Genomic DNA, 21,322 nt, shown 5'->3' on the forward strand with positions numbered 1-21,322 from the left:
CATTGTTTGGGTACGACTCGGTTTGTTCTGTGTGGATGCCGGACGAGCCGGCGCTGTGGACATTCCAGGTGCCTGTGCGGATGTCTCCGCGGGGTGTCGGCCGGGGCCGGAGGACGACGACGGGCACGGGTTTTCGCCGCCGTCCAGGTCTCAGGTGCGCTGTCGGTTGCGCAGCGAGTCGAGGAACACCGCGAGCAGCACGACCACGCCGACGACGATGTTCTGCCACTCGGGCTGGATCGACATGATGCGCAACCCGTTCACGAGCACGCTCATGATGAGGGCGCCGATCACGGTGCCGAGGATGGATCCACGTCCTCCCAGCAGCGAGGTGCCGCCGATGATGACCGCGGCGATCGCCTGCAGCTCGTATCCGGTGCCGATCTGCGGCTGGGCTGAATCGAGCCGCGAGGCGATGACGATGCCGGCGACCCCGGTGAAAGCTCCGGCGAACATGTAGATGAGGATCGTCCAACGACGCGTGTTGACGCCCGAGAGGCGCGTGGCCTCCTCGTTCGAGCCGATCGCGAACGTGTACCGGCCGAGAAGCGTCTTCGACAGCACCAGGTACGCGATGACCGCGAGCACCGCTGTCACGAGCACGGCGTTCGGGATGCCGGGGATGATCACGCCGAGGGCGATCTTCTTGAAGTCGGGGGCCGACGTCGAGAAGTAGATCGGTGCGACACCCGAGATCACGAGGGCGAGGCCGCCCGCGATCATCATCATCGCGAGGGTGGCGATGAACGGCGGGAGGCGGAGGAACGTGATGTTCACACCGTTCACGAGCCCCATCAGCACACCGGTCAGGACGCCGCCGATCACGCCGACCCACACCGGCAGCCCCATGTTGGTCACGAACACACCCGTCATCACGGCGCACAGCGCCATGCCGGTGCCGATCGACAGGTCGATGCCGCCGGTGATGATGACGAAGGTGGTGCCGAGGGCGAGGATGCCGATGACCGCCGTCGACAGCAGCACCGTGGCGATGTTGCTGAAGGTGAAGAAGTTCGGGCTGGCGATCGAGAAGAAGATGATCAGCACGATGAGCGTGCCGAACGCCAGCGACTGCTGGAACTGACGCTTCAGGAACGCGCCGACGTCCCTCTTGTCCGTGTTCTCGTTCACGGCGGTCTGGATGATCGTCGTCGTCGACGATCCGGGCTGCTGCGGAGCGCTCATCAGTCTTCCTCCCCGTGGGCTGCGAGTTGCATGATCTTCTCCTGGCTTGCTTCCTCGTTGCGGAGCGTCCCGGTGATGCGGCCGTTGGCGAACACCGCGATGCGGTTCGCCACGCGGAGGATCTCCGGGAGCTCGGATGAGATGACGATGATGGATTTGCCTGCATCAGCGAGCTGCTGCATGAGGCGGTAGATCTCCTCCTTCGCTCCGACGTCGATGCCTCGCGTCGGTTCGTCGAAGATGAGGATGTCGCAGTCGCGCATCAGCCACCGGGCGATGACGACCTTCTGCTGGTTGCCTCCGGAGAGGAGCTTGACCACCTGGTTGACCGAGGGGGTCTTCACCCGCAGCTGCTGCACGTACTCCTTGGTGCGGTTCTTGGCCTTGCTGTCGCCCATCCAGCCGATCGCGTTGGCGTAGGAGCCGAGCGAGGCCAGCACGGTGTTGAACGTCACGTCCTGCTCGAGCATCAGCCCGAGGAGCTTGCGGTCCTCCGAGAGGTAGCCGACGCCGTGCTGCACCGCGTCGGCGGGCTGGGCGATCTTCACGGTGCGACCGTCGATCGCGATGGTGCCGCCGTCGCGATGGTCGGCGCCGATCACCGCCCTCGCGGTCTCGGTGCGTCCCGCACCCATCAGCCCGGCGAACCCGAGGATCTCGCCCTTGTGCAGCTGGAAGGACACGTCCTTGAGAAGGTTCCTGGTCGACAGCCCCTGCACATCGAGGACGATCGGGTCGTTGGCGTGCTCGCGGGCCTGAGGACGGGTTCCCTCGTCGATCACACGTCCGACCATCATCTCGATGATCGTCGGGATGGTGATCTCGGACCGGTCGAGTGATCCGATGTATGTGCCATCACGCAGGACGGTCACCCGATCGGCCAGGCGACGCAGCTCGTCCATGCGGTGCGAGATGTAGACGATCCCGGTGCCACGCGCCTTGAGCTGCTCGATCAGCACGAACAGCGTCTCGACCTCGGTGTCGGTGAGGGCCGAGGTGGGCTCGTCCATGATGAGCACCTTGGCGTTGAACGACAGGGCCTTGGCGATCTCGACCATCTGCTGCTCGGCCACCGTGAGCTCGCCGACAAGTTGCCGCGGGTTCAGGTGGATGTCGAGGCGCTGCAGCAGGTCTGCGGTCTGGGCGTTGAGCTTGCGCTCCGACAGGAACGGGCCCGTCGTCGGCTCCCGCCCCACGTAGATGTTCTGCGCCACGGTCAGATCGGGCATCAGGTTGAGCTCCTGATGGATGATCGTGATGCCGAGCTCCTGCGCCTGAAGAGGGCTCGTGAGCTCGACCTCCTGACCCTCGAACGTGATCGTCCCCTCGTCCTTGGTGTAGATCCCGGAGAGGATCTTCATCAGGGTCGACTTTCCCGCGCCGTTCTCACCCACGAGCACGAGCACCTCGCCGGCGTGCACCTCGAGGTGCACGTCCTTCAGCGCCTGCACGCCGGGGAATCCTTTGCTGATCCCCTCGACCCGGAGGATGGGTCCACTCATGCGCTCACCTGCTTCCTTGAAGGTTCTGCTTCGATGTCGACGGATCATTCCGCCGCAAACATCGGATCAATTCTGCGTCCTACGCTACGGGCAGCGCAAGTTGTATCTAAATGTATCTAACGTCGACGAGGTTGGGAAGACCTGTAATGACATCTTGATCTTTCCCGCCCTTCGCCGACTCAGTGCAGGCGGATCGACTCGACCGCGACGAGCTTGTCGCGGATGTAGGCGTTCGCGTGGGCACCCAGCTCGACGTTGTCGTTCCAGAGGTTCCGCCAGATGCCGAGCATGCGGCTGAGGTCAGGGGCGACGACCGCCGACGAGAACGACTCGAACACGATCGGGCCGTCGTACCCGATGCGCCCGAGCGCCTTGAAGAACGCGTCGAAGTCGACGGTGCCGGTTCCCAGATAGCCGCGGTGGCTCTCGCCGATGTGCACGTAGCGCAGGGCGGGTGCGGCATCGAGGACCGGCGCGAACATATCCGACTCCTCGATGTTCATGTGGTACGTGTCGATGTGGATCCCGAGATTCGGCCGGTCGACCTCGGCGACGTACGCGAGAGCCTGCCGCGCCGTGTTGAGCACGTTCGTCTCGTAGCGGTTCACAACCTCGAGCGAGACCGACACTCCGCGCTCGGAGGCATGGTCGGCCACCCGCGCGATCACGTCCCGGCTGCTCGCGAGCCCTTCGGTGGTCACCGGCTCCATGTACTTCTTCATCGCGCTGTAGATCACGCCGCAGAAGTGCTTCCCTCCGAGATCCGCGAGCACGTCGACGGCCTTGATGAGCAGGGCTTCACCGGCCGCGACGATCACGGGGTCGGAGCTCGTGACGTCGGTCGCCTCGGACAGGCCGAGCGACGCACTGACGTCGAGGCCGTATTCCTCGAGAGCATCCTTCGCGACCGCGGCGTCGAAGGAGAACGGATCCATCAGCGGGAACTCGATGAGGTCGAAGCCCGCCTCCTTGGTCTTCTGCACCGCCAGACGGATGCCCTCGGCATCGAAATTCCCCGTCCAGACCAGACCGTGACAGCCGATGTTCATGTGACCTCTCACAGCGGGTGTCCGGCACCGTCGCCGCCCCGGACTTGGCACGTGCCAAGTCCGGTGTGCGAGTCACGCTACGTCGGGGGCGGCAGCGGTGTCAAGAACTTTCTTGGCACGTTGCAACTCCTCCGATATCCTGAGGCCGCCACCGCGGTCAGGAGCCCCGATCGCCGCGGCGACGACGAAGACGACGAAGACGAAGAAGATGAAGGAGCCCCATGCCAGCGAGCGTCAAGGACGTCGCCGCCCTCGCGGGAGTCTCCTCCTCCACCGTGTCGAACTACCTCAATCACCCGCACGTGCTCGGAGCCGCGAGCCGCGAGCGGGTACGGGCCGCGATCGAAGAGCTCGACTTCGTGCCCAACGAATCCGCTCGGCAGCTGCGGGCCGGCTCCAGCAAGGCGCTGGCGCTCATCCTCCTCGATGCCTGGCTGCCCTACTTCCACGACCTCTCGCGCGGCGTCGAGGACGTGGCGCGCGAGGGCGGCTGGTCGCTCTTCTTCAGCAACAGCGACCGCGACGAGACACAGGAGCGACGCAACCTCGACATGTTCGAGGCGCACCGTGTGCAGGGCATCGTCATCTATCCGCTCGGCGACGTCGTACCGCGCCTCGAGGCGCTCGCCGATCGCGGCATCCGCTCGGTCGTGGTGGGACCGATCCCCGACTCATCGAAGGTCGCATCCGTGCTGTTCGACGATCGTGCCGGCGGCCGCCTCGCGGGGAAGCACCTCGTCGATCTCGGGCGACGACGCATCCTGTTCCTCGGCAACCCGGCGGTGAGCCAGTCGAACGATCGTCTGGCCGGGCTCCGCGAAGCCGTCGCCGACACGGACGCGACGGTGTCGACGGTCGAAGTGCCGCACTTGGCGACCGAGGACGGCCTGGAGGCCGGCATGCGGATCATCGCCCTGCCCCCCGCCGAGCGGCCCGACGCGGTGTTCGCCGCGAACGACATGGTGGCGCTCGGCGTGCTCACGCAGCTCCTGCGCCACGGCGTCCGCGTGCCGGAGGAGATCGCACTCATCGGGTTCGACGACGTCGCCCAGGCGCACCAGGGTGTCGTCCCCCTCACCAGCGTGCGGCAGCCCGGCTACGAGATCGGCCGCGCCGCCGGGATCGCCCTGCTGGCACAGCTCGCCGACCCCTCGGCACCCCCGCCCGCGACGACGCCGTTCCCCGCCGAGCTCATCGTGCGGGAGTCGACCGTCGGTCGCTGAGACGGTCGTTCTCTGGCTGCCGCGAGGCCTTGCTCCTTCGTCAGGCCGAGGGGTGGCCGACCACACCCTTGCGCAGCAGCGCGTTGCCGTATTTGCGCGTCTCACCCGTGCGCACCATCAGATACGCGGTCTTCGCGACCTCGTAGTAGGCGAACCGCTCGACGAAGGCCGTCGTGTCCGCGGCTGTGCCCGCCGCCGCCATGAGCTCGCGCTGCACGTCGAGCACCTCGCCGTCGGCCGAGGTCATCAGATCGAGGCCGGGGGCGTCGTCCAGCGGCAGCACGGTGCGGATGGCAGCCACCACCTCAGGCGTCGTGGTGCCGGGCAGGTCGATCACACGTGCGCCCAGACCCCACGCGGGGAAGTGCGCGTCGGCGACGACCACGGCATCGGAGTGCCCCATGCGGTCGAGGTGCAGCAGCAGCTCTCCCGTCAGCAGGGGATGGATTCCTTCGAGCACGAGTGCTCCTCTCGTCGAGCCGTCGGGTGGTTCAGGAGACGCCTGAGCCGGCCGGGATGAGCCCCTCCGCTGCGAGGTTGTCCCACAGCGCGGCCGGGATGTCGAGGGCGGCATACTCCGCATTCTGCTGCAGCTGCGGCGGACGACTGCCACCCACCACGACCGAGCGTACGACCTCGGACTGCAACGGGAACTGGATCGCCGCGGCCGGCAGGGGCACATCGTGGTCGGCGCACACCGCGGCGATGCGCACCAGGCGGTCCCACAGCTCGTCGGGGAGCTGCCCGTACTCGTAGCGGCCATCCCTCCGCGGCTCGTTCGAGGCCAGCAGTCCGGAGTTGAACACCGACGCCGCGACGATCCCGGTCCCGGTCTCCCGGCACGCGGGCAGCACGTCGACCGCTGCGGGCTGCTCCAACAGCGTGTAGCGGCCGGCCACCATCACGAGGTCGAGGTCGGCGGAACGCACGGATGCCGCGAGGGCTTCCGACACCATCGAGCCGATGCCGATCGCGGTCACCTCGCCGTCCGCGCGCAGCTGCTCCAGGGCCGGAAGGGCCTCGGCGAGCGCGAGGTCGAGGTCGTGCCGCTCCGGGTCGTGCAGGTAGAGGAGGTCGATGCGCTCGATGCCGAGCCGCTCGCGGGACTCGTCCAGGCTCCTCCGGATGCCGTCCGCCGAGAAGTCCCACACGCGCTGGAGGTCGTCAGGCACGTGGAAGTCGTTCGCGGTGTCGAGGCCGCCGGCGTGGTCGGGGTTCGGGCGCAGCAGCCGGCCGACCTTGGTCGAGAGCACGTACTCGTCGCGCGGCTTGGTCTGCAGGAAGGCGCCGAGGCGACGCTCGGAGAGCCCGAGGCCGTAGTGCGGAGCCGTGTCGTAGAAGCGGATGCCGTTCTCCCACGCCGCGTCCAACACGGCCCACGCGTCGTCGTCGGACAGCTCACGGAAGAGGTTGCCGACGTTGGCGGCACCATAGCCGAGAGTCGGGACGGTCAGGCGGTCAGGCACGATCACACCGTCAGACGCCGACATGCGCGCCCGTCCAGGTGTACGCGGCGATGCTGTCGGCCTTCATCTCCATGCCCGTGCCCGGCGTGGTGGGAGCCATGTAAGAGCCGCCCTGGATGTCGGTCGGCACCACGAAGTGCTCGTGCAGGTGGTCGACGAACTCGATCATCCGGCCCTCGCGCGTGCCGGTGACGGCGACGAAATCGAACATCGACAGGTGCTGCACGGCCTCGCACAGGCCGACGCCGCCGGCATGCGGGCAGACCGGCACCCCGAACTTGGCGGCGAGCAGCAGGTTGGCGATGTTCTCGTTCACCCCGGCGACGCGCACGGCGTCGATCTGCATGACCGAGATCGCCTCGGCCTGCAGCAGCTGCTTGAAGATGACGCGGTTCTGCGCGTGCTCACCGGTGGCGACGCGGATCGGGGCGATGCCTCTGGCGATCTCGGCGTGGCCGAGCACGTCGTCGGGGCTCGTGGGCTCCTCGATCCACGCGGGGTGGAACTCGGCGAGCGCGTTCACCCACTCGATCGCCTCGGACACCTCCCAGCGCTGGTTCGCGTCGATCGCGATCGGGAAGTCCGGGCCGCACACCTCGCGCGCCTTGCGGAAGCGGCGGATGTCGTCCTGCAAGTCGGCGCCGACCTTGAGCTTGATCTGGGTGAAACCGTCGGCCATGGCCTCGCGGGCGAGGCGTTCGAGCTTCTCATCGGAGTAGCCGAGCCAGCCGGGGCTGGTCGTGTAGCCCGGGTAGCCGGTGGCGAGCAGCTGCTGCTCCCGCTCGGCCCTACCGGGCTCTGCGGCCCGCAGGATCCCGAGGGCGTCCTCGCGGGTGAGGGCGTTGGTGAGGTAGCGGAAGTCGACGAGGTCGACGAGCTCCTCCGGCGTCATGCGGGCGAGGAGCTGCCAGAGCGGGAGGCCCGCACGCTTGGCCTTGATGTCCCACAGCGCGTTGATGACCGCGCCGATGGCCATGTGCATGACGCCCTTCTCGGGGCCGAGCCAGCGCAGCTGCGAGTCGCCGATGATGTCACGGAACGTGCCGCCCATGTCGTCGAGCAGAGGCTCGATCTCGCGTCCGACCAGGTGGCCGGCGAGCGCGTCGATCGCGGCGACCTGCACGTCGTTGCCGCGGCCGATCGTGAAGACGAAGGCGTGCCCCTCGATGTCGTCGTCCGCGTCGGTGCGCACGATGACGTACGCGGCCGAGTAGTCGGGGTCGGGGTTCATCGCATCCGACCCGTCCAGGCTCAGAGACGTGGGGAAGCGGATGTCGGTGGTGTCGAGGGCGACGATACGGCTCACGGGATTCCTCTCCATGCACGGGTGATTTCTCCGTGCGGATCTCTTGGAGTGTAAACATCCGATGTCTATACTGTCAACGAGACCGGCCGCCTCGTCGCGGCCTCCCGACCGATCAGGAGAAACATGAAGTTCGCGCGGCTCGGCACCCCCGGGAATGAGATCCCCGTCCTCGTGGAGGGCGACCGATACCTCGACCTCCGCCCCGTAACATCCGATGTGGACGGAGCCTTCCTCGAGAGCGACTTCGGCTCCCGCGTCACCGCCGCCCGCGATGCCGGAGAACTCCCCGAGCTCGCGGATGCCTCCTCCCTGCGCGTCGGCGCCCCGATCGCACGGCCGAGCGCCGTGATCTGCATCGGCATGAACTACGCCGCCCACGCGGCCGAGTCGGGATCGGAGCCGCCCACCATCCCGATCCTCTTCCTCAAGACGCCGAACACGGTCGTCGGCCCTGACGACACGGTGACGATCCCCCGCGGTAGCGAGAAGACCGACTGGGAGGTCGAGCTCGGCATCGTGATCGGCACCCGCACCGCGTACCTCGACTCGCCGGAGGAGTCGATGGCGCACGTGGCCGGCTTCGTCGCCGCGAACGACGTGTCCGAGCGCGACTTCCAGATGGCGGTCTCCGGGGGGCAGTGGTCGAAGGGCAAGATCGCCGCCGGCTTCAATCCGACCGGACCCTGGCTGGTCACCCCCGACGAGGTCGACCACCAGGCGCTCGGCCTGCGCAGCTTCGTGAACGGCGAGCCGCGGCAGGACTCGAACACGAGCGACATGATCTTCACGGTCGAGCAGATCGTGCACCACCTGTCGCAGTACGTGACGCTCGAGCCCGGAGACCTGATCCTCACCGGCACCCCGCAGGGCGTCGCACTGTCGGGCAAGTACCCCTACCTGGCCGCGGGCGACGTGGTCGAGATCGAGATCGACGGCCTCGGTCGTCAGCGACAGGAGTTCGTGGCATGGGAGGCCCGGAAGTGAGCGCATTGAACGGACTGGATGGATTGAACGGGCTGGTGGCGATCGTCACCGGCGGAGCATCCGGAATCGGCGCGGCGATCGCACAGCGCCTGCACGCCGACGGAGCGACGATCGCGGTGCTCGATCGCGACACCGCCACGGCCGACCCCGCCTTCGCCGCCTTCACGGCCGACGTCTCCGACCGCGCGAGCGTCGACGCCGCTGTGGCTGCCGTCGGCGAGAAGTTCGGACGCATCGACATCGTCGTGAACAACGCCGGTATCGGCGCGCAGGGCGACATCGCCGCGAACGACGACGACGAGTGGGCCCGAGTGCTCTCGGTCAACGTGACCGGCATCGCCCGCGTCACGTCTGCCGCCCTGCCCTGGCTGCGGAAGTCGCCGGCGGCCGCGGTCTGCAACACGGCTTCCATCGCCTCGACCACCGGCCTGCCGCAGCGCGCGCTCTACAGTGCGTCGAAGGGTGCGGTCTCCGCCCTCACCCGTGCGATGGCCGCCGATCACCTGCGCGAAGGCATCCGCGTGAACGCCGTCAACCCGGGAACGGCAGACACCCCATGGGTGGGGCGACTTCTCGACTCGGCCACCGATCCCGCCGCGGAGCGCGCCGCCCTCGAAGCGCGCCAGCCCCACGGACGCCTGGTCAGCCCCGACGAGGTCGCTGCGGCGGTCGCCTACCTCGTGGGCCCGTCAGCCGGCTCGACCACCGGAACCTTCATCGAGGTCGACGGCGGCATGGCCCAGCTGCGCCTGCGCGCGGAGTAGCCCCTCGCTTTCGAATCGCGCAACCGGCTCCATCCGCACCCTGGACATCCGAAGCATGGTCCGGACCGGTTGCGCGATTCGAAAACCTCAGGCCGAGGCGTCGATCCGGTAGAACCGCTCGGCGTTGCGCCAGAACAGGGCGTCGACATCGTGGCCGCGCGCCTCCGCCCACGCGATGACGACATCGGCCCCGCGCGATCGTGCCGTGGGCTGGTAGGCCACCTTCTCGCGCTCGGGTGCGTCGGGCGCAGCGGACTCGGCCGGACCGATCGCCGAGACGGGCCAATCGCTCCCCCACATCAGGCGCTCGACGCCGAAGGCATCGGCGGCCACGTCGAGGAACGGCACCAGCTGCTCCGCCGCCCAGTCTCCCCCTGCCTCCGCCTGCAGACCGGAGAGCTTGCAGAACGCGTTCGCGTGGCCCGCCACCTCCGTCAGGTCGCGCACCCATTCGGCCGACGGTGCGAGCGGATCGGCAGCCGTGCCGACCGCCGGCTTGCCGAGGTGGTCGAGCACGATCCGCAGCTCGGGGATCGCTGCCGCGAGACGCGCCACCTCGGGCAGCTGCTCGGCACGGACGCAGGCGTCGAAGGCCAGGTCGCGCCGAGCCACCTCCCGCGCTCCGGTCACGAATGCGGCGGAGAGGGCCAACCCGTCAGGGCCGTCCTGCAGGAGGTGACGCACGCCGACGACGAGAGGCTCCGCCGCGAGACTCTCCAGGTGCACCACCGTGTCGGTACCCCGATCCAGACGGATGCCGGCCACGATCCCGATCACGCCCGCCGCGGGGGCGAGCTCCTCGACCCAGCGCACCTCGTCGAGGAAGTCGTCTTCGACGGTCTCCGCCTGCACGAAGATCGACCGTTCGGTCTCCGCACGCGCCACACGGGCACGCTCCAGCTCCGCCCCGGCGAAACGTCCTGAGAGCGGCCCGTCGAGCCACGTGTAGGTCAGGGCCTCCGGATCCCAGAGGTGCAGATGTGAATCGAGAACACGCATGGCTCCCATCCTGCCGGAGACATCCGATCAATCGCTAGGATGACGCCATGGCAGTCACCGACGAGGCGATCGAGAAGATCAAGGCGATGATCGTGGCGGGCGAACTCGCCCCGGGCGATCGGCTTCCCCCGGAGAAGGAGCTGTCCGAACGGCTCGGCCTCTCCCGCAACTCCATGCGCGAGGCGGTCAAGGCGCTCGAGGTCATCCGGGTGCTGGACGTGCGACGAGGCGACGGCACCTATGTCACGAGCCTGGAACCCCACCTGCTGCTGGAGGCGATCTCGTTCGTCGTCGACATGCACGACGACGATTCGATGCTCGAGATCTTCGCGGTCCGTCGGATGCTGGAGTCGCAGGCGACGGGGTTGGCGGCCACGCTCGGCACCGAGGAGCAGATCTCCGAGCTGCGTGACGAAGTCGACGCGGTCGATGCGGCCGTCACGATCGAGGCGCTCGTCGACCACGACATCCGCTTCCACCGTGAGATCGTCGCGATGTCGGGCAACGCGTATCTCGCGAGCCTGATCGAGCACCTGAGCAGCCAGACCGTGCGTGCGCGGGTCTGGCGCGGTCTCACGGAGGCCGGCGCGGTCGAGCGCACCCTGTCGGAGCACCGAGCCATCGCCGACGCGATCGCCCAGCACGACTCCGCCCTCGCGACCTCGCTCGCCACCGCGCACATCGCGGGTGTCGAGCGCTGGCTGCGTCAGGCCGCGGCGAGCTGATCCGCTCCGGGGCGTCGCTCAGGCGCCGAGGCGCACCATCGCGGCGCCGAACTCGGTGGCGGAGCTGTCGCTCACCTCGTGGAAGAGCACCTCGTCCAGCACGTGGGGCGCTGCGGTGAAGTACGGCACTCCGGCCAGGCGCAGCCCCGTGATGTCGTCGGCCGAACGCAGCGAGGCGGCGAGCACGTTCGAGTCGCTGCCCGCACATACCTCCTGCATCCGTGCGATGGTGTGGTCGCCGTCGAGGCCGGCGTCGCGCATCCGACCGAGGTAGGGCGCGATGTACTGGGCGCCGATCGAGGCGCACGCGAGCGCCTGCGCGACCGAGTACACCGCGGTGACGAGCACGGTCGCGCCGTCGCGCACGAGGTTCGATGCCGCGGCGAAACCCGCAGTGGTCGCTGGCACCTTCACCGCTACCCGTTCGCCCAGCGCGCGGATGCCCTCGGCATTGCGCAGGAAGGAGTCCGTGTCGCCTCCCCACGTCTGGAAGAAGATCTCACGCGCGCCTTCCGCCTCCCACCGGGCGTAGAGCTCGGGGATGTCGGCTGCGGTGCGACCGCCGCGCTCGAGGATCGTCGGGTTCGTGGTGACGCCGTGCACCACCCCGGCGGCGAGCAGGCGGGAGACGCGGTCGACGTCGGCGCTGTCGACGTACAGGCGTGGCGCGATCGGGTTCATCGGGGTCTCCTCGCGGACAACCTGTCGTTACAGGTGCGGATTCGGCTAATGTAATGACAGCCACCGCGGTCTGTCAAAGCGTCGGCTACGCCTGCCGTCGAAGGAGATCAGGAGCGAGATGACCCCCGCACACCCCCAGGATCGCACCGGCGTCGTGATCGTCGGAAGCGTCACGGCCGATGTCACCACCTTCTCCGGACGCCTCCCCGCCAGGGGCGAGACCATCCTGGGCGACGAGTTCACCCTCATGCTGGGAGGCAAAGGTGCCAACCAGGCCGTCGCCGCCGGGCGCTCGGGTGCACGGACGAGCTTCGTCGGCTGCGTGGGCGACGACCTCTTCCACGATCTCGTCGTCGACGGGCTCACGGCCGCCGGGGTCGACCTGGCGCACCTGCGCACGGTTCCCGGCCCGACCGGTGTGGCGCACATCCGCGTCGACTCCTCGGCGCAGAACGACATCGTGATGGTGCCGCTGGCCAATGCGGCCTTGAGTGCCGCACAGATCGACGAGGCACTCGCGGCTCTCGCTCCCACCACGTCGGTGCTGCTCACGCAGCTCGAGACCCCCTCCGCACTCACCGCGCACATCACCGCGCGGGGGCGCGAACACGGGATGACGGTCATCCTCGATCCCGCCCCTGCCGCCGAGCTCGACGCCGAGATCTGGCGGAGCATCGACATCGTCACCCCCAACGAGACCGAGGCGACGCTGATCAGCGGCATCGAGGTCACGGACGCGGACTCGGCCGAGCGCGCCGGCCGCTGGTTCCTCGCACAGGGGGTGGGCGCCGCGGTCATCACACTCGCGGGCCAGGGGTCATGCGTCGTGACGGCGGAGGGCGCCGCCGTGATCCCGCCGTTCCCCGTCGACGCCGTGGACACGACAGCAGCGGGAGACGCCTACGCGGGCTATCTCGGTGCAGCTCTCGCCAGCGGGAGCAGCCTGGAGGACGCCGTGCGGCTGGCAACGGCGGCGGGCGCGCTCACGGTCACCAAGCAGGGCGCATCGCCGAGCCTTCCCCACCGCGCGGAGGTCGAGACATTCCTGGCCGAGCGCACCACCACATCCGTCGCGAGCTGAACTCCGCGATCCGCGCATCCGGAGAACCGAGGAGACCCATGCGAAAGACCGCCACCACGATCAACCCCGCGCTCTCCCGCGTGATCAGCGAGACCGGGCACACCGACCTGATCGTCGTCACCGATGCGGGCCTGCCCATCCCGCCAGGCTCTGAGCGCATCGACCTGGCGTATCGACCCGGGGCTCCGGCCTTCCTCGACGTGCTCGACACCGTGCTCGCCGAGCTGGTGGTCGAGGGCGCCACCGTCTCGGCCGAGGTGGCGGAGCAGAGTCCCGAAGTGCTCGAGGCGTTGCGGGAGCGGTTCGCCGGTGAGGGCTTCGAGATCGAGCTCATCCCGCACGTCGATTTCAAGAAGCTCAGCCAGGGCGCCCGCGCGTTCGTGCGCTCCGGGGAGTTCACCCCCTACGCGAACGTGATCCTGCACGCGGGGGTGGCGTACTGATGGCCATCGTCGACGACGCGATCGATCGGCATTCCGCCGCGCCCATGTACGACCAGCTGCGCCAGCTGATCATCGACGGCATCGCCCGCGACGGCCTGCAGCCCGGCGATCCGCTCCCCGGCGAGCACCGGCTGTGCGAGCGCTACGGCATCTCCCGCACCGTGGTGCGTCAAGCGCTCGCCCAGCTCGAACACGAGGGGCTCGTCGAGCGCGTGAAGGGCAAGGGCACCTTCGTCTCCCGGCCCCGCACCAGCGAGAGCCTGGTGCACACCCTCGTGGGCCTGTACGACGACGTCGAGCGCCGTGGTGGCCACGTGCACAGCGACGTGCTGCGCCACGAGCGGACGACGGCGGATGAAGAGATCGCGCTCGCCCTGGAGGTGCCCGTCGGCTCTGCCGTCGTCGTGCTGGAGCGTCTGCGCCACGTCGACGGCGAGCCGTGGTCGCTCTCGACGACCTGGATGCCCGAAGCCGTGGGCTCGGTGACGCTCGGCGCCGACCTGACCGAGGCGTCGCTGTACCGGCTGCTCGCCGACAACGACATCGTTGCGACGCACGGCGTGCGCTCGGCGGAGGCGACCGTGGCCACGCACGAGCAGGCGCAGCATCTCGGCGTCAGCGCTGGTTCGGCCCTGCTGCGTTTGCGCAGCATCAGCCGCAGCGCCGACGGCACGCCCATCGAGTACTTCATCGCGTATCACCGCGGCGACCGGTCGCGCTTCGAGTTCCAGCTGCAGCAGGAGCAGTCGCAGGCCTCGCTGCTGCACGTGGACGGCGAGGGCGGGGCCTCGCGCGCCGGAACGGTCGGCTGACCGCCCGGTAGTCTCGAGGGCATGAGCGACTGGACCAGCACCGCGATCGCCCTGCTGGAAGCCGATGCCAACCGCAGCGCCGACACGCACCTGCACCTGTTCCCGCTGCCGCCCGAATGGGGCATCGACCTGTACCTCAAGGACGAGTCGGTGCACCCGACGGGGTCCCTCAAACACCGCCTCGCGCGGTCACTCATCCTCTACGGGCTGGTGAACGGACGCATCCGCGAAGACACCACGCTCGTGGAATCGTCGAGTGGGTCGACCGCGGTCTCCGAGGCGTACTTCGCCCGGATGCTGGGCCTGAAGTTCATCACCGTCGTGCCGCGTTCGACGGTGCAGGAGAAGATCGACCTCATCGAGTTCTACGGCGGCACCTGCCACTTCGTCGACCGCGCGGAGGACATGTCGCCCGAGGCGCAGCGCCTCGCATCGGATTGCACCGGCCACTACCTCGACCAGTTCACGTTCGCGGAGCGCGCGACCGACTGGCGCGGCAACAACAACATCGCCGAGAGCGTGTTCAGCCAGCTCTCCCAGGAGCGCCACCCCATCCCCACCTGGATCGTCACGGGTGCGGGCACGGGAGGCACCAGCGCCACATTCGGCCGCTACGTGAAGTACCGGATGCACGACACCAAGGTCGCGGTCGTCGACCCGGAGGGTTCAGCCTTCTACGACGGATGGGCCGGCACGGTGGATCCGCCGGCCGGACGCCCGAGCCGCATCGAGGGCATCGGCCGCCCGCGCGTCGAGGCGTCGTTCGTGCCCACCGTGATCGACGAGATGATCCAGGTCCCCGATGCGGGGTCGATCGCCGCGATCCGCCTGCTTCGTGAACGCACCCTGCACTGGGCCGGCGGGTCGACGGGCACGAACCTCTACGGCGCGTTCCAGCTCATCGCCCGGATGCGAGCTGCGGGCGAGACCGGCAGCGTCGTGACCCTGATCTGCGACAGCGGCGTCCGCTACGCCGGCACCTACTACTCCGACGAGTGGGTCGCACGGCAGGGCTGGGACCTCGCCCCGCACCGCGCCCTGCTGGAGCGGTTCCTGGAGACCGGGGTCTGGGTGGAGTGAGGGCAGCGGGCTACGCTGGCCGCATGACTACTCTGATCCTCACCGTCGCGGGTGCAGACCGTCCTGGCCTCGTTGCCGCCGTCGCCGATGTCGTGGATGCGCACGGCGGCAACTGGGAGAACAGCTCGCTGGCCGAGCTCGCCGGCACGTTCGCGGGCGTGATCGAGGTCTCGGTCGCCGACGACAAGGAGGCCGAGCTGACGTCGGCGCTCCGCGGCCTCCAGGGTCAAGGGCTGCTCGCCCTCGCCGTGCTCACCGGCAGCCCGGACGCAGCCGCCGCCGACGATCGGCTGCTCGAGATCCAGGTGCTCGGCAACGACCGACCCGGCATCGTGCGCGAGGTCTCCGGCGTGCTGAACGCTCACGCCCTGAGCATCGAGGAGCTCGCCACCGAGACGCGCGATGCCGCGATGGCGGGCGGGCGCCTGTTCGAGGCGTCGGTCACCGCGAAGGTGCCGGCCGACGTCGACCTCGACGCCCTGCGCGCCGACCTCGAGCGCATCGCCGCCGAGATCCAGGTCGACATCACCCTCGGCTGAGGTCTCCCGCCCCCTCCCCGCCGAGACCCACGGTCCGCGCCGAGACCCACGGTGAAAGCCGCCGCTGGGCGTGGGTCTGGGCGACAACGATGGGTTTCGACGCTGGGTGTCGGGGACGTCAGAGTCCGGAGTACTTGCGCACCCAGTACTCCGTGTACGCGACGTGCGCGGAGGCCGCGGCACTCGCAGCCACCGGATCCGCCGCGGCCAGGCCGCGCAGGATGGCGCGGTGCCCGGCATCGGAGTGGATCTTGAGCTCCGCGGCATCCTCGGGGTCGGAGATGCGATACGCCCGGGAGCGCGAGCGCAGCACGTCGATGAGGCTGGTCAGCGCCTCGTTGCCCGCGACCGCGGAGATCGCCATGTGGAATTCGTGATCGAGTCGTGACTGCGCCTCGAAGTCGGTGGTCGCCTCGATCTCGTCGAGCACGCGGTCCAGCGACTCCACCGTCTCGTCGTCGATGCGCGCCGCGGCCAGTGCAGCGGCGTGGGGTTCCAGCACTCGGCGCAGCTCCGTCAGTTCGAGCACGCCCGCCATCGGCAGCAGTCCGACGGTGAGCGAGAGGCTGCCGATCAGGTCGGCGGCGCGCAGCTCGCTGACGTAGCTGCCCGATCCGTGTCGCGTCTCGAGCACCCCGAGGGCGGCGAGGGTACGGATCGCCTCGCGCAGGGATCCGCGGGAGACACCGAGGGTCTCGCAGAGCTCTCCCTCGCTGGGAAGCCGGTCGCCCGGCCGCAGCGCGCCGTCCGCGATCAAGGCCCGCAGCCCGTGCAGCGCCGTGTCGAGTGCGCTCATCGTCGTCCTCCAGACACTCCGCCGTTCTTCGTGAAGTCTGTCGGAAGGCGGTGTTTCCGCAAACTCGTATGACAAGTATGTTTCATCAGCGGAGTTTTGTAGCGGAATCGGCAGCCCTGTGGCAAAGTTGTGCAACAACTCGCCCGAACTCACCGATGAGGACCGATGCCCGCACCGCTGTTCCCCGCACCGCTCACGCTGACCTCCGGCATGCCAGCGCGCGACGCCTGGCCCCTCGACCCGTCCGTGATCCACCTGAACCACGGGTCCTTCGGCGCGGTCCCGTCCGTCGTCGTCGCGCAGCAGGACGCTCTGCGCCGCCGCGCGGACCTCAGCCCCGTCGAGTGGTTCCCGCGCATCGCGGAGCGCGTGCAAGAGGCCCGCGAGCGCACCGCCCCGTTCGTCGGTGCCCGCGCCGAGGACAGCGCCTTCGTGCCCAACGCCTCCGCCGCCGCGACCGTGGTCTTCAATGCCCTGCGACTCGACGCCGGCGACGAGATCCTCGTGACCGATCAGGGGTACGGCGCGATCACGATGGGCGCCGAACGCCTCGCCCGGCGCTTCGGCGCGACGGTCCGCGCCGTCGCGGTGCCGCTGCTCGCCTCCGATGACGAGATCGTGCAGCTCTTCGCCGACGAGCTCAGGTCGAGTACCCGACTGATCGTCGTCGACCAGATCACCTCGCCGACCGCCCGCCTCCTGCCCACCCGACGTATCGCCGACGCCGCAGCCGAACACGGCGTGCGCACCCTCGTCGACGGCGCTCACGCCCCCGGCCTGGTCCCCGACGCGGCCGCTGTCGCCGGCGGGGACTGGTGGTTCGGCAACATGCACAAGTGGCCGTGCGCACCGCGGGGCTCGGCTCTTCTGGTCACGACGGCGCCCGACCGCGACGAGCTCTGGCCGCTGATCGACTCCTGGGCCGCGCGCGAGCCGTACCCCTCCCGCTTCGACACGCAGGGCACGATCGACGCCACCACGTACCTGGCCACCCCGACCGCCATCGACTTCATCGAGAGCGAGTTCGGGTGGGCAGCGGCTCGCACGGCGATGGCGGAGATCGCCGACGCCGGCGCCGAACTGATCGCCGAGGCTCTGCGCCCGTACAGTGACGAGGACCCCCTCACTCCCCTCCCCTCCCCTGTGCCGTCGATGCGCCTCGTGCGCCTCCCGCTCGGCCTGGGCGCGACGAGAGAGGAGGCCGACGCGCTCCGGATGGATCTGCTCGACGAGGTCGGTGTCGAGACGGCTTTCACGAGCTTCCGCGGCGTCGGCTACTTCCGGCTGTCCGCACACCTCTACAACGAGGCATCCGACTACGAGGCCTTCGTCGAACGCTGCATCCCGCAGATCCTCCGTCGCGCCGGCATCCGCCAGGCCGACTCCCTCGTCCTTCCCTGAGCACGACCGTCCGTCCACCCGACCGCAACACCCACCCCCACCCCCATCGAGAGGCACATCGTGAAGAACAAGATCTTGACGACCGCAGCGGGATTCGGCACCGTCGCCGTCCTCGCACTCACCGGCTGCTCCGCAGGCTCCGGCCCCTCCGACGACGGCTCCGTCCAGCTGCAGATGGTCGAGAGCCTGACCAACCCCGCCCGTACGGAGCTGCTGCGCGGGCTGCTCGACGACTTCGAGAAGGCCAACCCGAAGATCACCGTCACCCTCGTCTCCCCGCCCACCGAGCAGGCCGACCAGAAGATCCAGCAGATGCTGCAGTCCGGCAAGGGTGTCGACGTGCTCGAGGTGCGCGACATCACCGTCGGGCCGTTCGCGAACAACGGCTGGCTGTACGACCTCGGGCCCGACCTGAAGAAGTGGGACGGCTGGGACGCGCTGACCGAGAACGCGCAGTCCGCCTCGGTCGCGGAGGACGGGAAGAGCTACTTCGTCCCCTACGGCTTCTACGGGCTGTCGCTGTTCTACCGCACCGACCTCGTGAAGGATGCCGGCTTCGACGGCCCGCCGCACAGCTGGAAGGACCTGCTGGAGCAGGCGTCGGCGATCCAGGACCCGTCGAACAACATCTACGGGTACGCCTTCCGCGGCGGCCAGAACGCGAACAGCAACGTCGTCGCGGCGATCGAGGCCTACACGATCGACGGCCTCGACACGGAGGACGCGTTCCTCATGAAGGACGGCTCGACGATCTTCGCGGCTCCCGAGGCACAGGATGCCGTCGACGACTACTTCGACCTGTTCAAGGAGGCGTCGCCGCCGTCCGCCGTGTCGTGGGGCTACCCCGAGATGGTCGCCGGGTTCACGAACGGCACAACGGCCTTCCTCCTGCAGGACCCGGAGGTCATCGCGACGGTGCAGGACTCATCGCTGACCGAGGACCAGTGGGACACCGCCCCGCTGCTCGTCGGCCCGTCCGGCAAGGCCGCGCAGCCCCTCGCCGTCGCCGGCTGGGGCGTCGCGGAGAACAGCGAGAACAAGGAGGCGGCGGTCAAGCTGGTCGAGTTCCTGTCGTCCGCCGAGCCCGCGACCGAGTTCGCGCAGGCCAACAGCCTGGTGCCCATCATCGCCTCCGCCGCCGATGACGACTTCTACTCGTCCGGCCCGTGGACCAGCTACGTCACCATGACCGAGGACCCGGAGACCTACGTCAACGTGCGCCAGCCGCGCGGGGTCAGCTGGTGGACCGAGTGGATCCAGAAGTCCGACCAGGACGTGCAGAACGTGCTGCTCGGCAACATGTCCACGAAGGATCTCCTCGCCTCGTGGGATGCGTTCTGGACCGAGAAGTACGCCGCGGAGAAGGGTTGATCCGTGGCCCGCACCGCTCATGAGGGAGGCTCCGTCGGCACTGCTCCGCAGCAGCCGGCCGGCGGGGCCTCCCCGGCATCGCGTCGCCGCCCCTTCCGGGGTCGCACGGCGCTCACGCTGCTGGCGTTCCTCGCGCCGGCGATCGTCTTCGTCTGCTGGTTCACCTACTGGCCGATGCTGCAGGGCGCACGCATGGCCTTCCACGACTGGAACCTGTGGGACCTGACGTCGACGCCGTTCGTGGGTTTCGACAACTTCCTCGCCGTGTTCCGGGATCCCGCCTTCCCGACCGTCGCCTGGAACTCGGTGCTCTGGGTGGTCGGCTCGCTCGTGCCGCAGCTCGTGATCGGCTTCCTCATCGCGCTCGCGCTGCGCAAGCGTTTCCGCTTCCGCGGGCTCTACCAGGCGCTGGTGTTCTTCCCGTGGGCGGTGTCGGGTTTCCTGATCGGCATGCTGTTCCGCTGGATGTTCAACGCCGAGTTCGGCGTCGTCAACGACCTGCTCATGAAAGCGGGCCTGATCGACGCCCCGCTGCCGTGGCTGGCAGACCCGAAGCTCGCGATGTTCGCCGTGATCGTCGCGAACATCTGGTACGGCGTGACCTTCTTCGCGATCATGATCCTCGCAGCTCTGCAGTCGGTGCCGGACGAGATGCTGGAGGCGGCGAGCCTCGACGGCGCCGGCAAGGTGCGGCAGCTGTTCTCCATCATCATCCCGTACATCTCGATGACGCTGCTGCTGACGATCCTGCTGCGCGTGATCTGGATCTTCAACTTCCCCGACATCATCTACGCGATGACGAACGGCGGCCCGGCCAACCAGACCCACATCATCACGACCTGGATGATCAACTACACGCAGCAGGGCAACTACGGCATCGCGAGCGCCATCGGGCTCATCGTCGTGGCATTCCTCATGGTCTTCTGCGCGTTCTACCTGATGGCGATGCGGAGAGTGCAGCGATGACCATCACCTCATCCGTCCGGACCGGATCCTCGGTCACGGAGACCCGTCGCATCACGGTCCCCGACCCGAAGGCCGCACCGCGCCCGAAGCCCCGTGTCACGGCGGGCGGTGTGGTGCGTGTCGTCGGCCTGGGGCTGTGGCTGTTGATCACCCTGTTCCCGCTGTACTGGATCACGCTCACCGCGTTCAAGTCGCCGGGGACCATCAACCGCTTCCCGATCGAGTACTGGCCGAGCGAACCCTCGCTGGACAACTTCACGAGCCTGTTCGAGAAGAGCTCGTTCGGGACGTTCCTGGCGAACTCGGCCATCGTGGCGGTTTCAGCCGGGGCGGTGGCGACGCTCATCGCGCTGCTCAGCGCCTACGTGCTGGCGCGGTTCGAGTTCCGCGGCAAGGGGGCGGTGCTCATCGCGTTCCTGTTGACGCAGATGATCCCGGCGTTCATCGCCCTCGGACCGCTGTACTCGATGATGACCGACCTCGGCCTCGTCGACACCAAGCCGGGGCTCATCCTCGTCTACATCGCGATCTGCATCCCGTTCTCCACGGTCATGCTGCGGGGCTTCTTCGAGAACGTCCCCGACGCGCTCGAAGAAGCGGCGATGATCGACGGCTGCTCGCGCCTTGGCGCCCTGTTCCGGGTGCTCGTGCCGGTGATGACCCCCGGCATCATCGCGGCGTTCATCTTCAACTTCGTGAACTGCTGGAACGAGTTGTTCCTGTCGGTCGTGCTGATGAACACCGACGCGAACCGCACCGTGCCATCGGCGCTGAACGGCTTCATCTCCACGTTCAACATCGACTGGGGCTCCATGAGCGCCGCGGCTGTGCTGACGATCCTCCCGACGATGGTGATGTTCGCCCTCGCCAGCCGCTGGATCGTCCAGGGCCTGACCGCCGGCGCGGTGAAGGAGTAACCCAGCGGCCGAGACCCACGCCCAACGCCGAG

At 68.5% G+C, this 21,322-nt stretch carries 22 protein-coding genes; 13 read left to right on the plus strand and 9 right to left on the minus strand.

The features are described 5' to 3' along the window. Nucleotides 1–150: 150 nt before the first annotated feature. From ABRP18_RS15800 to ABRP18_RS15810, 3 genes are all read right to left on the minus strand, one after another. Entirely contained in the window at nt 151–1,185 is a 1,035-nt protein-coding gene (locus ABRP18_RS15800; RefSeq protein ID WP_171011018.1) for an ABC transporter permease, read from the minus strand. Beyond that, nucleotides 1,185–2,687, minus strand: a complete 1,503-nt coding sequence (locus ABRP18_RS15805) for a sugar ABC transporter ATP-binding protein (RefSeq protein ID WP_046747533.1) — start codon at nt 2,685–2,687, stop codon at nt 1,185–1,187. Before ABRP18_RS15805 ends, ABRP18_RS15800 begins: the two co-directional genes overlap by 1 nt. A 179-nt stretch (nt 2,688–2,866) precedes the next feature. After that, entirely contained in the window at nt 2,867–3,736 is an 870-nt protein-coding gene (locus ABRP18_RS15810) for a sugar phosphate isomerase/epimerase family protein (protein ID WP_349884994.1), read from the minus strand. Between the two features lie 221 nt (nt 3,737–3,957). Here ABRP18_RS15810 and ABRP18_RS15815 point away from each other — a divergent pair, with 221 nt between their 5' ends. Further along, complete coding sequence (locus tag ABRP18_RS15815) at nt 3,958–4,959, plus strand: LacI family DNA-binding transcriptional regulator (protein ID WP_349884995.1); 1,002 nt, start codon at nt 3,958–3,960, stop codon at nt 4,957–4,959. A gap of 40 nt (nt 4,960–4,999) precedes the next feature. On the opposite strand, the gene ABRP18_RS15820 is transcribed toward ABRP18_RS15815, so the two are convergent. From ABRP18_RS15820 to ABRP18_RS15830, 3 genes are read right to left on the minus strand one after another with little or no spacing between them, the layout of a single operon-like run. Beyond that, nucleotides 5,000–5,419 (minus strand): RbsD/FucU domain-containing protein, encoded by a 420-nt coding sequence (locus ABRP18_RS15820; RefSeq protein ID WP_349884996.1) that lies wholly within the window; start codon nt 5,417–5,419, stop codon nt 5,000–5,002. A 31-nt stretch (nt 5,420–5,450) separates the two neighbouring features. Next, nucleotides 5,451–6,449: an aldo/keto reductase gene (locus ABRP18_RS15825; protein ID WP_374168950.1), complete on the minus strand. Its 999-nt coding sequence runs from the start codon at nt 6,447–6,449 to the stop codon at nt 5,451–5,453. Further along, the gene (locus ABRP18_RS15830; RefSeq protein ID WP_058633095.1) at nt 6,436–7,731 is read right to left on the minus strand and encodes an L-fuconate dehydratase; all 1,296 of its coding nucleotides are present in this window, start codon (nt 7,729–7,731) and stop codon (nt 6,436–6,438) included. Before ABRP18_RS15830 ends, ABRP18_RS15825 begins: the two co-directional genes overlap by 14 nt. Before the next feature lie 123 nt (nt 7,732–7,854). Here ABRP18_RS15830 and ABRP18_RS15835 point away from each other — a divergent pair, with 123 nt between their 5' ends. Both ABRP18_RS15835 and ABRP18_RS15840 read left to right on the plus strand, forming a co-directional pair. Further along, a complete protein-coding gene (locus ABRP18_RS15835) occupies nt 7,855–8,715 on the plus strand; it encodes a fumarylacetoacetate hydrolase family protein (RefSeq protein WP_046747527.1) in 861 nt (286 codons plus the stop codon). Next, on the plus strand, nt 8,697–9,479 hold the full coding sequence (locus ABRP18_RS15840) for an SDR family NAD(P)-dependent oxidoreductase (RefSeq protein ID WP_113681628.1): 783 nt from the start codon (nt 8,697–8,699) through the stop codon (nt 9,477–9,479). The genes ABRP18_RS15835 and ABRP18_RS15840 overlap by 19 nt, the downstream gene beginning before the upstream one ends. Nucleotides 9,480–9,566: 87 nt before the next feature. On the opposite strand, the gene ABRP18_RS15845 is transcribed toward ABRP18_RS15840, so the two are convergent. Further along, nucleotides 9,567–10,478, minus strand: a complete 912-nt coding sequence (locus ABRP18_RS15845) for an amidohydrolase family protein (RefSeq protein ID WP_349884998.1) — start codon at nt 10,476–10,478, stop codon at nt 9,567–9,569. A 47-nt stretch (nt 10,479–10,525) separates the two neighbouring features. Here ABRP18_RS15845 and ABRP18_RS15850 point away from each other — a divergent pair, with 47 nt between their 5' ends. Further along, the gene (locus ABRP18_RS15850) at nt 10,526–11,203 is read left to right on the plus strand and encodes a FadR/GntR family transcriptional regulator (RefSeq protein ID WP_141368427.1); all 678 of its coding nucleotides are present in this window, start codon (nt 10,526–10,528) and stop codon (nt 11,201–11,203) included. Nucleotides 11,204–11,221: 18 nt separating this feature from the next. Here ABRP18_RS15850 and ABRP18_RS15855 read toward each other — a convergent pair whose 3' ends face one another. Continuing rightward, nucleotides 11,222–11,884: a transaldolase family protein gene (locus ABRP18_RS15855; protein WP_349884999.1), complete on the minus strand. Its 663-nt coding sequence runs from the start codon at nt 11,882–11,884 to the stop codon at nt 11,222–11,224. Between the two features lie 118 nt (nt 11,885–12,002). Between ABRP18_RS15855 and ABRP18_RS15860 the strand changes: the two genes are divergently transcribed. The 5 genes from ABRP18_RS15860 to ABRP18_RS15880 are packed head-to-tail and all read left to right on the plus strand — an operon-like array spanning nt 12,003 to nt 15,839. Then, nucleotides 12,003–12,965, plus strand: a complete 963-nt coding sequence (locus ABRP18_RS15860) for a ribokinase (protein WP_349885000.1) — start codon at nt 12,003–12,005, stop codon at nt 12,963–12,965. Nucleotides 12,966–13,003: 38 nt separating this feature from the next. After that, a complete protein-coding gene (gene rbsD / locus ABRP18_RS15865) occupies nt 13,004–13,408 on the plus strand; it encodes a D-ribose pyranase (RefSeq protein WP_113681631.1) in 405 nt (134 codons plus the stop codon). After that, the gene (locus ABRP18_RS15870; RefSeq protein ID WP_046747520.1) at nt 13,408–14,220 is read left to right on the plus strand and encodes a GntR family transcriptional regulator; all 813 of its coding nucleotides are present in this window, start codon (nt 13,408–13,410) and stop codon (nt 14,218–14,220) included. The genes rbsD and ABRP18_RS15870 overlap by 1 nt, the downstream gene beginning before the upstream one ends. A 21-nt stretch (nt 14,221–14,241) precedes the next feature. Next, nucleotides 14,242–15,300: a PLP-dependent cysteine synthase family protein gene (locus ABRP18_RS15875; protein ID WP_058633088.1), complete on the plus strand. Its 1,059-nt coding sequence runs from the start codon at nt 14,242–14,244 to the stop codon at nt 15,298–15,300. 23 nt (nt 15,301–15,323) lie between these two features. Then, on the plus strand, nt 15,324–15,839 hold the full coding sequence (locus ABRP18_RS15880; RefSeq protein ID WP_349885001.1) for an ACT domain-containing protein: 516 nt from the start codon (nt 15,324–15,326) through the stop codon (nt 15,837–15,839). Nucleotides 15,840–15,957: 118 nt separating this feature from the next. Here ABRP18_RS15880 and ABRP18_RS15885 read toward each other — a convergent pair whose 3' ends face one another. After that, the gene (locus tag ABRP18_RS15885) at nt 15,958–16,635 is read right to left on the minus strand and encodes a FadR/GntR family transcriptional regulator (protein ID WP_046747518.1); all 678 of its coding nucleotides are present in this window, start codon (nt 16,633–16,635) and stop codon (nt 15,958–15,960) included. Nucleotides 16,636–16,800: 165 nt separating this feature from the next. On the opposite strand from ABRP18_RS15885, the gene ABRP18_RS15890 reads away from it, so the two are divergent. From ABRP18_RS15890 to ABRP18_RS15905, 4 genes are read left to right on the plus strand one after another with little or no spacing between them, the layout of a single operon-like run. Then, nucleotides 16,801–18,036 carry an aminotransferase class V-fold PLP-dependent enzyme gene (locus tag ABRP18_RS15890; RefSeq protein ID WP_349885002.1) on the plus strand — a complete coding sequence of 412 codons (1,236 nt, stop codon included), beginning with the start codon at nt 16,801–16,803 and terminating at the stop codon, nt 18,034–18,036. A gap of 60 nt (nt 18,037–18,096) precedes the next feature. Continuing rightward, complete coding sequence (locus ABRP18_RS15895) at nt 18,097–19,407, plus strand: sugar ABC transporter substrate-binding protein (RefSeq protein ID WP_046747516.1); 1,311 nt, start codon at nt 18,097–18,099, stop codon at nt 19,405–19,407. A gap of 3 nt (nt 19,408–19,410) precedes the next feature. Then, nucleotides 19,411–20,373: a sugar ABC transporter permease gene (locus ABRP18_RS15900; RefSeq protein ID WP_349885003.1), complete on the plus strand. Its 963-nt coding sequence runs from the start codon at nt 19,411–19,413 to the stop codon at nt 20,371–20,373. Then, a complete protein-coding gene (locus ABRP18_RS15905) occupies nt 20,370–21,290 on the plus strand; it encodes a carbohydrate ABC transporter permease (RefSeq protein ID WP_197077676.1) in 921 nt (306 codons plus the stop codon). The genes ABRP18_RS15900 and ABRP18_RS15905 overlap by 4 nt, the downstream gene beginning before the upstream one ends. Nucleotides 21,291–21,322 lie beyond the last annotated feature (32 nt).

It is taken from the genome of Microbacterium sp. WHRI 7836 (genome assembly GCF_040223885.2).
Lineage (GTDB): Bacteria > Actinomycetota > Actinomycetes > Actinomycetales > Microbacteriaceae > Microbacterium > Microbacterium oxydans.